Consider the following 9,723-nt stretch of genomic DNA (forward strand, 5'->3'; position numbering starts at 1 on the left):
GGCTGCGATCGAAGCTGCCGGCGGCAGCGTAACGGAGTAAGAGAATCATGGCGCAAGCTGGCATCGGTAACCTCGCGGGCGGAATGGGCAAGTTCACTGAACTTCGCCAACGTTTGCTGTTCGTCGTCGGGGCTTTGATCGTCTATCGCATTGGCTGCTACGTGCCGGTGCCGGGCGTCAATCCCGATGCCATGCTTGCCATGATGCAACAGCAGGGCGGCGGCATCGTGGACATGTTCAACATGTTCTCGGGCGGCGCCCTGCACCGTTTCAGCATTTTCGCGCTGAACGTGATGCCGTACATCTCGGCATCGATCGTGATGCAGCTGGCTGTGCACATCTTCCCCGCCTTGAAGGCGATGCAGAAGGAAGGTGAGTCCGGCCGCCGCAAGATCACCCAGTATTCGCGCATCGGCGCTGTGCTGCTCGCAGTGGTGCAGGGTGGTTCGATCGCGCTGGCGCTGCAGGGCCAGGTGTCGCCGACCGGCGCACCGGTCGTGTACATGCCGGGCATGGGCTTCGTGCTCACTGCCGTGGTCGCACTGACCGCCGGCACCATGTTCCTGATGTGGGTTGGTGAGCAGGTGACCGAGCGCGGCATCGGCAACGGCGTTTCGCTGATCATCTTCGCCGGTATCGTGGCGGGCCTGCCGGGTGCGGTCATCCACACCTTCGACGCCTACCGCGACGGCAACATCCAGTTCATCCAGCTGCTGCTGATCGCCATCGTCGTGCTCGCCTTCACCTTCTTCGTGGTGTTCGTCGAACGCGGCCAGCGCCGGATCACGGTGAACTACGCGCGCCGCCAGGGCGGTCGCAACGCGTACATGAACCAGACCTCGTTCCTGCCGCTGAAGCTGAACATGGCCGGCGTCATCCCGGCGATCTTCGCCTCGAGCCTGCTGGCCTTCCCGGCCACCCTGGCCATGTGGTCGGGTCAGGCTGCCAACCAGAGCACCTTTGGCCAGACCCTGCAGAAGGTCGCCAATGCCCTGGGTCCGGGCGAGCCGCTGCACATGATCGTCTTCGCCGCGCTGATCACCGGTTTCGCGTTCTTCTACACCGCGCTGGTGTTCAACTCGCAGGAAACCGCCGACAACCTGAAGAAGTCGGGCGCGCTGATTCCGGGTATCCGTCCGGGCAAGGCCACCGCCGACTACATCGACGGCGTGTTGACCCGACTGACTGCTGCCGGTTCGGCTTACCTGGTGATCGTCTGCCTGCTRCCGGAACTGATGCGCACGCAGCTGAACGCCTCGTTCTATTTCGGCGGTACTTCGCTGTTGATCGTGGTGGTGGTGGTGATGGACTTCATCGCCCAGGTGCAGGCGCACCTGATGTCCCACCAGTACGAGAGCCTGCTGAAGAAGGCCAACCTGAAGGGCGGCAACCGCGGTGGTTTTGCTCGCGGCTGATTAGCCTGTTATACTTTCGTCTTCCTGACGTGATGGTCCTCCGCTTCGCGGACTCTGGCCACACAAACGAAGGGCGGCCCCCGCAGCGGTTCCGGGTGGGGGTGTGATGAGGTGGTCCCGCGCTGGAGTAGCGCGGGCGGCCCGGGAGGCAACTCCAGGTCCAACCCCATCCGGCGCCGGAGCCTGGGCACACTCCCCGGGCCGGGTTCATGAAACCTCTGGTTTCACGGGCTTCCAAGTAAACCGGAACCTTGTTAGTATCACTGGTTCACTTTTTTGATCCATCCTGCCGGATCGGCGTGCCTTGAGCGCGCTGTCGGCCATCACTCAGCTGGAGAACCGCGTCATGGCGCGTATTGCAGGCGTCAACCTGCCAGCCCAGAAGCATGTCTGGGTCGGGTTGCAAAGCATTTACGGCATCGGCCGTACCCGTTCGAAGAAGGTCTGCGAAGTCGCAGGCGTCACTTCGACCACCAAGATCCGCGATCTGTCGGAGCCGGAAATCGAGCGCCTGCGCGCCGAAGTCGGCAAGTACATCGTGGAAGGCGATCTGCGCCGTGAAATCGGTATCGCGATCAAGCGCCTGATGGACCTGGGCTGCTACCGCGGCCTGCGTCACCGTCGCGGTCTGCCGCTGCGTGGCCAGCGCACCCGTACCAACGCCCGCACCCGCAAGGGCCCGCGCAAGGCGATCAGGAAGTAAGGGACATATAAATGGCTAAGCCTGCTGCTAAGACCAAGAAGAAGATCAAGCGCGTCGTCACCGACGGCGTTGCCCACGTCCACGCTTCGTTCAACAACACCATCGTGACCATCACCGACCGTCAGGGCAATGCTCTGTCGTGGGCGACCTCCGGTGGCGCTGGCTTCCGCGGTTCGCGCAAGTCGACCCCGTTCGCAGCCCAGGTGGCTGCCGAAAAGGCCGGTCGTGCTGCGCTGGACTACGGCGTGAAGTCGCTGGAAGTCCGCATCAAGGGTCCGGGTCCGGGCCGTGAGTCGGCCGTGCGTTCGTTGAACAACGTCGGCTACAAGATCACCAACATCATCGACGTGACGCCTATCCCGCACAACGGGTGCCGTCCGCCGAAGAAGCGTCGCGTCTAAAGGGAGCGATAAGAAATGGCTCGTTATATCGGTCCTACCTGTAAGCTCGCCCGTCGCGAAGGCGCCGACCTGTCCCTGAAGAGCCCGGCGCGTGCGCTGGACTCCAAGTGCAAGTTGGAGCAGAAGCCCGGCCAGCATGGCGCCACTGCCCGCAAGGGCAAGCTGTCCGACTACGCTACCCAGCTGCGTGAAAAGCAGAAGGTCAAGCGTATCTACGGTCTGCTGGAGCGTCAGTTCCGCAACTACTACAAGAAGGCCTCGACCAAGAAGGGCAACACCGGCGAGAACCTCCTGCAGCTGCTGGAAACCCGCTTGGACAACGTTGTCTACCGCATGGGCTTCGCCGTGACCCGTCCGGCTGCCCGTCAGCTGGTGTCGCACCGCGGCGTCACCGTGAATGGCAAGTCGGTCAACCTGGCCTCGTACCAGGTCAAGGCTGGCGACGCCATCGCCCTGTCTGAAAAGGCTGCCAAGCAGCTGCGCGTCCAGGAAGCCCTGACCGTCGCCGCCCAGCATGACCTGAGCCCGTCGTGGGTTGAAGTGGATTCCGGCAAGTTCTCCGGCATCTTCAAGGCTGTTCCGGATCGTTCGGATCTGCCTGCGGACATCAACGAAGCGCTGATCGTCGAGCTGTATTCGAAGTAATTCACATTGGAGAGCCCCCGGCGACGGCCGGGGGTTCACTAGGAGAACCCGCAACATGACGGTTACCGCCAACCAGGTTCTGCGTCCTCGCGGTCCGCAGATCGAACGCATTACCGACACCCGTGCAAAGGTCGTTATCGAACCTTTGGAGCGGGGTTACGGGCATACGCTGGGTAATGCCCTGCGTCGCGTGCTGCTGTCGTCCATCCCGGGCTTCGCCATCACGGAAGTCGAGATCGACGGCGTGTTGCACGAGTACACCACGGTCGAAGGTCTGCAGGAGGACGTGCTGGAAGTCCTGCTGAACCTGAAGGACGTGGCCATCCGTATGCACTCTGGCGACAACGCGACTCTGTCCCTGTCCAAGCAGGGTCCGGGCGTTGTCACTRCTGCCGACATCAAGGTCGACCACAATGTGGAGATCTTGAACGGCGACCACGTGATCTGCCACCTGACCAAGGACACGGCAGTGAACATGCGTCTGAAGATCGAGCGTGGTTTCGGCTATCAGCCGGCAGCTGCGCGTCGTCGTCCGGACGAAGAAACCCGTGCCATCGGCCGTCTGGTCCTGGATGCCTCGTTCTCGCCGGTCCGCCGTGTCGCCTATGCCGTGGAAGCGGCTCGTGTCGAACAGCGCACCGACCTGGACAAGCTGGTCATCGATATCGAGACCAACGGCACCATCGACGCCGAAGAAGCAGTGCGTACCGCTGCCGACATCCTCAGCGATCAGCTGTCGGTGTTCGGTGACTTCACCCACCGCGACCGCGGTGCGGCGAAGCCGGCCAACAACGGCGTGGATCCGGTGCTGCTGCGCCCGATCGACGATCTGGAGCTGACCGTGCGTTCGGCCAACTGCCTCAAGGCCGAGAGCATCTACTACATCGGCGATCTGATCCAGAAGACCGAAGTCGAGCTGCTGAAGACCCCGAACCTGGGTAAGAAGTCGCTCACCGAGATCAAGGAAGTGCTGGCCCAGCGTGGCCTGTCGCTCGGCATGAAGCTGGAGAACTGGCCGCCGGCCGGCGTCGCCAGCCACGGCATGCTGGGCTGATATAGCCTTTCTGCAAGACTGCATGGCCCCGTCGGCAACGACGGGGTCATTGCATCAAGGCAATACCGCCACGACGAACGAAGGTTCGCGGGCAGGTCGTCCAGGACGGATGGCCAGGACCAACCGCAGTCCGAGCAGCAGCGCCAGGAAGGCGACAACGATCCGCAAAGCCACATCATTAACCAAGGAATATCACCATGCGTCACCAGAAATCCGGCCGTAAGTTCAGCCGTACCAGCGCCCACCGCGAAGCGATGTTCAAGAACATGGCCGCCTCGCTGTTCAAGCACGAGCTGATCAAGACCACCCTGCCGAAGGCCAAGGAACTGCGCCGCGTCGCCGAGCCGCTGATCACCCTGGCCAAGGTCGACTCCGTCGCCAACCGTCGTCTGGCCTTCGCCCGCCTGCGCGACAACGAAGCCGTCGGCAACCTGTTCACCATCCTGGGCCCGCGCTACGCGAACCGTCCGGGCGGCTACCTGCGCCTGCTGAAGTGCGGCTTCCGCGCCGGCGACAACGCGCCGATGGCCTACGTCGAACTGGTTGACCGTCCGGTCGTGGCTGAAGCCGTCGAAGAGTAATCGACGCGCGACACCCGTCATTCGGTGAAGAACCCGGCCTCGTGCCGGGTTTTTCCGTTTCTGGGCGACGGATGGAGATCCACGCCGGGCGTGGTTGATCCCGCATGTTGCGGCGCGCGCGCCGGCGTGTTCCGACGGGCGCGACGTTGTGGCGGTTCGAACGGCGCGCACTCTCGGTTACGCTTGCGGTCCGTACTACACGAGCGTTGCCGATGAATCCTCTGCGCTGGCCTTTCCGTGCCCAGTTCCTGTTGGGCTTCCTGATCTGCGCGGGCCTGCTGGGTTACGCCATTTTCCTGCAGCTGAAGATGGGGCTGGAGCCGTGTCCGCTGTGCATCTTCCAGCGCCTGGCGTTCGCGGCCCTGGGCCTGCTGTTCCTGATCGGCGCCCTGCATGGGCCGTCCAACCGTCCGGGGCGGGCGACCTACGGCATCCTCGCTTTCATCGCTGCAGCCGTGGGCGTGGGCATCGCCGCACGCCATGTCTACGTGCAGATGCTGCCGCCGGAAATGGGGGCGACCTGTGGCCCGCCGCTGGCCTTCCTGCGCGAGACCATGGGGCCGCTGGAAGTGTTCCGCACCGTGCTGACCGGCACCGGCAACTGCGGCAACATCGACTGGACGTTCCTTGGCCTGACCATGCCGATGTGGTCGGGGGTCTGGTTCGTGCTGCTGGCCCTGTGGGCGCTGGCCGTGTCGCTGCGCAAGGTCAAACGCTGATCCAGTCTGGAGCCACGCATGGCGTGGCTCTACTGCGTTCCGGTAGTGCCGGCCGCTGGCCGGCAATCCCAGGGGCGGTTGAGTTCCGGTAGTGCCGGCAGCTGGCCGGCAATCCCAGGGGCGGTTGAGTTCCGGTAGTGCCGGCCGCTGGCCGGCAACCCCAGGGGCGGTTGAGTTCCGGTAGTGCCGGCCGCTGGCCGGCAACCCCCTGGGGGCGATGCAGTCCCGTGCAATGCCGGCCAGCGGCCGGCACTACCTCAGAAGTCCTGCTGCAGGCTCAGATAGGCGCCGCGACGCGGCCCCCACTGCGGTGCGAACACGCCGATGCCGCCGCCATCGCGCAGCTGGTAGCTGCGATCCAGCGCGTTGATCACCGCCAGTTGCACATGCAGCGGATGACCGCTGTCGGCGTTGAAGTCATGCGCGGCGCTGAGATTGACCTGCAGGTACGACGGTAGTTCGCCGCCATTGGGCACACCCTCCATGTCCGAACGCAGGCCGCTGCCGTACACGTAGTTCGCACCGACCCGATTGTGGCCAGCGAATGCATAGCTGACGCCGCCGGAAGACGTCAGCTTCTGGTCGTGGTCCAGATGGATCCAGTTCTGCTGTACGTAGGCCAGTGCATCCGGATCGAGGTTGTACTGGCTGGTGATGACCTGGGTGCCCATGGCCTTGTTGTAGGCCGCGTTGAAGTACGCGCTGATCGGCCCGTTGCTGTAGTCGGCGCTGAACTCCAGGCCGTGGATGTGCCCGCGACGATAATTGAAGGTGGAATAGATGTAGGCGGCGCCGAACTGGCCTTCGTCCTGCAGGCGGTGCACGCGTCGGTCGTAGGCATCCAGGCCGAGGGTGAGGTGGTCGCCGACCTGCTGTGACACGCCGATGTCGTAGTAGTCGCTGCGCTCGGACAACGGCGTGGTGCTGCCACCGGCCGGTTGCTGGTTGCTGGTGCCATCGAACAGGGCCAGATCGCTGCCGGCAACCAACTCACTGGCAGGCGGGGTGAAGTAGCGCGAATAGCCGGCGTGCACGGTGGTGCTGTCGCTGGCGTTCCAGACCACGCCCAGGCGTGGGCTGAGCTGGCCCTCGGTGTGACCGAATGCCTTGAAGCGGTCGCCGCGCAGGCCGTAGTTGACGGTCCAGTCATCACCGATCCGCCACTCGTCCTGCACGTACAGGGCTGCGGTGCTGGCGTGGAAGGCATTGCGGTCCGGGATCAGCCGTGGCGTGGTGCTCGTCTGCTGGCCGTCGGCGTCGGCCGGGAACACCCAGCTGCTGTTGTTGGCGGTGGCGTGTTCGTAGTTGCCATACAGGCCATAACGCAGGGTGTGGTTATCGCCCAGGGGGGTGGAGAAATCGGCCTGCAGGGTGTTGGCGCGGTTGCTGCGCCGGACCTGCGAGGCGACGCCGCTGAACACCAGGTCGCCCACGACGTCCGGATTGAAGGCCACATCGCTGTAGCGCTGGCCGGCCGAGAGCTGGTACGCGGTCTGGCCGAGCGTGCCCTGCAGCACCAGCATGCCGAAGCGGGTGGTCTCGCGCTGGGTTTCGTCCAGCTGGCTGGAATCGAAGGTGGTGGTGTCCAGGTAGCCGAACTGCGGGGTCTGCCCCGGGTTGACCGGGATCTGGAAGCGGTTGTTGGCAAAGCCGGCGAACACGCTCAGGCGGGTGCTGTCGTTGACCAGATAGGTCAGGTCGGCAAAGGCCTTCCCCTGGTGGGTGTCGTCATGCAGCGGCCTGCGTGCGCTGGTGGGGTTCTCCAGCCCGACCTCGTTCTGGTCGTAGTTGCCGGTCAGGAACCAGCTCCAGCGGCCCTGATTGCCCCACCAGGAGGCGTTCGGGTTGACCTTGCCGAACGAACCGGCGGTGATGCCAGCGCTGCCGCCGTTGCCCAGCTCGGCGCCACTGCGGGTGGTGATATCGACCACCGCGGCGGTGCGTTCACCGAACTGCGCCGGCAGCGCACCATCCATCAGGCGGATGCTCTTGATGGTGCGCGCATCCAGGGTCTGGCCGAAGCCGGAGATCGATTCGGGCAGCAGTACGCCGTTGATGCGGTACTGCAGGTTGGCGTGGTCGCCGCGCACGTGCACGCCGCCGTAGGAGTCCTGGACCACGCCCGGGGCCTGCAGCAGCACCTGGCTGAGCGGGGCGGAGGCGCCCAGCGGCTGCTTCTGGATGTCCTCGGCGGTGATCTGGTACTGGCTGCTGCCGATGTCCGGTGACAGGGCGTTGCGGGCCTGGTCGAGCTGAGCACTGACGGTGACTACGTCGAGGTCCTTGACCGCAGCCGCGCTGGCATCAGTGTCGGCGGCAAGCACGGGTTGGCTGGTGAGGATCAGGGCGAATGTGATGGCGGTGGTGAGCAGGGAGGGCTTCATGGGAAATGGGCAGGGAAGGGGAGGGGGCCGGTCCATGAGGGAGTGTTACTCCGTAACAACTGCGTGCCGATCATGCGCCTGTCCGGCGATGGCGACCATGCCGTTTCTGGCCGATCACACGGCCCCTTTCCACACCGTTCAGGCAGTCATGACCGGGCCCGGCCCTTTGCGCCAGCGGCTGGCTCTGCGACCATGACCGCCCCCCACCCCGGATGTCCGTAATGAGCCTGTCCGCCGTTCCGCCCGCCCCCGATCCTGCCGCCATCGCTGCTGGCGCCGCCTGGTCACCGGAGAGCTGGCGGGGCAAGACCGCGCTGCAGATGCCGACCTATCCCGATCCGGTGGCACTGGATGCCGCGTTGCACGAGCTGAAGCGGCTGCCGCCGCTGGTGACCTCGTGGGAGATCCTGGCGCTGAAGCAGCAGCTGGCCGACGCCCAGGAAGGCAAGCGTTTCCTGTTGCAGGGCGGCGACTGCGCGGAGAATTTCAGCGACTGCGAATCGGGCACGATCTCCAACCGGTTGAAGGTGCTGCTGCAGATGAGCCTGGTGCTGGTGCACGGCCTGCGCCAGCCGGTGATCCGCGTCGGCCGTTTCGCCGGCCAGTACGCCAAGCCGCGCTCGGCCGATACCGAGACCCGCGACGGCGTGACCCTGCCCAGCTACCGCGGCGATGTGATCAATGCGCCGGCCTTCACCGAGGCGGCGCGTCTGCCCGACCCGAAGCGGATGCTGCAGGCCCACGCGCATTCGGCGATGACGATGAACTTCGTGCGGGCGCTGATCGATGGTGGCTTCGCCGATCTGCACCATCCCGAATACTGGAACCTGGAATGGGTGAGCCATTCGCCGTTGGCCGCCGAGTACCAGAAGATGGTGGCCTCGATCGGTGATGCCGTGCACTTCATGGAGACCCTGGCCGGGGCCCGCGTGCACAACCTCAACCGCATCGATTTCTACACCTCGCATGAAGCGCTGCTGTTGCCCTACGAGCAGGCGCTGACCCGGCAGGTGCCGCGCCAGCAGGGCTGGTTGAACCTGAGCACGCACTATCCGTGGATCGGCATGCGTACCGCCGCGCTGGATGGCGCGCACGTGGAGTACCTGCGCGGCGTGCGCAACCCGATCGCGATCAAGGTGGGGCCGTCGGTGACGCCGGACCAGTTGCTGCGCCTGATCGATGTGCTCAACCCGGATGACGAGCCGGGCCGCCTGAGCTTCATCCATCGTATGGGCGCGGCGCAGATCGCGCAGAAGCTGCCGCCGTTGCTGGACGCGGTCAAGCGCGATGGCCGTCGCGTGCTGTGGGTGTGCGACGCGATGCACGGCAATACCGAAAGCACCGCGAACGGCTTCAAGACGCGGCGCTTCGACAACGTGCGTGGTGAGGTCGAGATGTCCTTCGACCTGCACGCGGCCGCAGGCACCCGCCTGGGCGGCGTGCATCTGGAGCTGACCGGTGAGGATGTGACCGAATGCACCGGCGGTGCGCGCGAACTGACCGAACGTGACCTGGAACGCGCCTATCGTTCGACCGTCGACCCGCGATTGAACTACGAGCAGTCGCTGGAGATTGCGATGGCGATCGTGCGCAAGCAGGAGCAAGTGCGGTAGGGATTTTTTCGGCAGGGCTGCGCCCTGCACCTGCAGAGGCCACTGCCAGAGCAACAGCAAGAGCGGCATTCCGTGGTTGGCGGGGCGGTGTCGGAKTGCGGGGACGCCGCAAGTACGTCCCTGTAGGCTTGGCAGCCGCATCCATGCGGCTGACACCCCGCACTCCGACACCGCCCCACCTCTGACAGATTTCCGGTGGCTGTTGGTC

The 9,723-nt window shown here is 64.8% G+C and carries 9 protein-coding genes; 8 read left to right on the forward strand and 1 reads right to left on the reverse strand.

The genetic code is table 11. The features are described from left to right. The first annotated feature begins 47 nt into the window (after positions 1-47). From secY to AB4Y84_RS05740, 7 genes are all read left to right on the forward strand, one after another. Entirely contained in the window at positions 48-1,415 is a 1,368-nt protein-coding gene (gene secY, locus AB4Y84_RS05710; protein ID WP_025879317.1) for a preprotein translocase subunit SecY, read from the forward strand. A gap of 346 nt (positions 1,416-1,761) precedes the next feature. After that, complete coding sequence (rpsM, locus tag AB4Y84_RS05715) at positions 1,762-2,118, forward strand: 30S ribosomal protein S13 (RefSeq protein WP_025879318.1); 357 nt, start codon at positions 1,762-1,764, stop codon at positions 2,116-2,118. An 11-nt stretch (positions 2,119-2,129) separates the two neighbouring features. After that, positions 2,130-2,519, forward strand: a complete 390-nt coding sequence (gene rpsK / locus AB4Y84_RS05720) for a 30S ribosomal protein S11 (RefSeq protein WP_004145443.1) — start codon at positions 2,130-2,132, stop codon at positions 2,517-2,519. A gap of 15 nt (positions 2,520-2,534) precedes the next feature. Next, positions 2,535-3,164 carry a 30S ribosomal protein S4 gene (rpsD, locus tag AB4Y84_RS05725; RefSeq protein ID WP_025879319.1) on the forward strand — a complete coding sequence of 210 codons (630 nt, stop codon included), beginning with the start codon at positions 2,535-2,537 and terminating at the stop codon, positions 3,162-3,164. A gap of 55 nt (positions 3,165-3,219) precedes the next feature. Then, positions 3,220-4,218, forward strand: coding sequence for a DNA-directed RNA polymerase subunit alpha (locus AB4Y84_RS05730; protein ID WP_442249860.1), 999 nt, complete (start codon positions 3,220-3,222; stop codon positions 4,216-4,218). A gap of 197 nt (positions 4,219-4,415) precedes the next feature. Beyond that, a complete protein-coding gene (gene rplQ, locus AB4Y84_RS05735; protein ID WP_025879321.1) occupies positions 4,416-4,799 on the forward strand; it encodes a 50S ribosomal protein L17 in 384 nt (127 codons plus the stop codon). Between the two features lie 212 nt (positions 4,800-5,011). After that, positions 5,012-5,518 carry a disulfide bond formation protein B gene (locus AB4Y84_RS05740; protein ID WP_312106288.1) on the forward strand — a complete coding sequence of 169 codons (507 nt, stop codon included), beginning with the start codon at positions 5,012-5,014 and terminating at the stop codon, positions 5,516-5,518. Positions 5,519-5,775: 257 nt separating this feature from the next. On the opposite strand, the gene AB4Y84_RS05745 is transcribed toward AB4Y84_RS05740, so the two are convergent. Next, positions 5,776-7,902, reverse strand: a complete 2,127-nt coding sequence (locus tag AB4Y84_RS05745) for a TonB-dependent receptor (RefSeq protein ID WP_442249861.1) — start codon at positions 7,900-7,902, stop codon at positions 5,776-5,778. Positions 7,903-8,123: 221 nt separating this feature from the next. Between AB4Y84_RS05745 and AB4Y84_RS05750 the strand changes: the two genes are divergently transcribed. Further along, positions 8,124-9,515: a class II 3-deoxy-7-phosphoheptulonate synthase gene (locus tag AB4Y84_RS05750; RefSeq protein WP_025879324.1), complete on the forward strand. Its 1,392-nt coding sequence runs from the start codon at positions 8,124-8,126 to the stop codon at positions 9,513-9,515. Positions 9,516-9,723 lie beyond the last annotated feature (208 nt).

It is taken from the genome of Stenotrophomonas sp. 2YAF22, from assembly GCF_052114665.1.
Classification (GTDB): Bacteria; Pseudomonadota; Gammaproteobacteria; order Xanthomonadales; family Xanthomonadaceae; genus Stenotrophomonas; species Stenotrophomonas indicatrix.

Coding starts and splice junctions, on each gene's coding strand:
- rpsM (WP_025879318.1), top strand. CDS start 1,762: ATGGCGCGTATTGCAGGCGTCAACCTGCCAGCCCAGAAGCATGTCTGG.
- rpsK (WP_004145443.1), top strand. CDS start 2,130: ATGGCTAAGCCTGCTGCTAAGACCAAGAAGAAGATCAAGCGCGTCGTC.
- rpsD (WP_025879319.1), top strand. CDS start 2,535: ATGGCTCGTTATATCGGTCCTACCTGTAAGCTCGCCCGTCGCGAAGGC.
- rplQ (WP_025879321.1), top strand. CDS start 4,416: ATGCGTCACCAGAAATCCGGCCGTAAGTTCAGCCGTACCAGCGCCCAC.
- AB4Y84_RS05740 (WP_312106288.1), top strand. CDS start 5,012: ATGAATCCTCTGCGCTGGCCTTTCCGTGCCCAGTTCCTGTTGGGCTTC.
- AB4Y84_RS05745 (WP_442249861.1), bottom strand. CDS start 7,902: ATGAAGCCCTCCCTGCTCACCACCGCCATCACATTCGCCCTGATCCTC.
- AB4Y84_RS05750 (WP_025879324.1), top strand. CDS start 8,124: ATGAGCCTGTCCGCCGTTCCGCCCGCCCCCGATCCTGCCGCCATCGCT.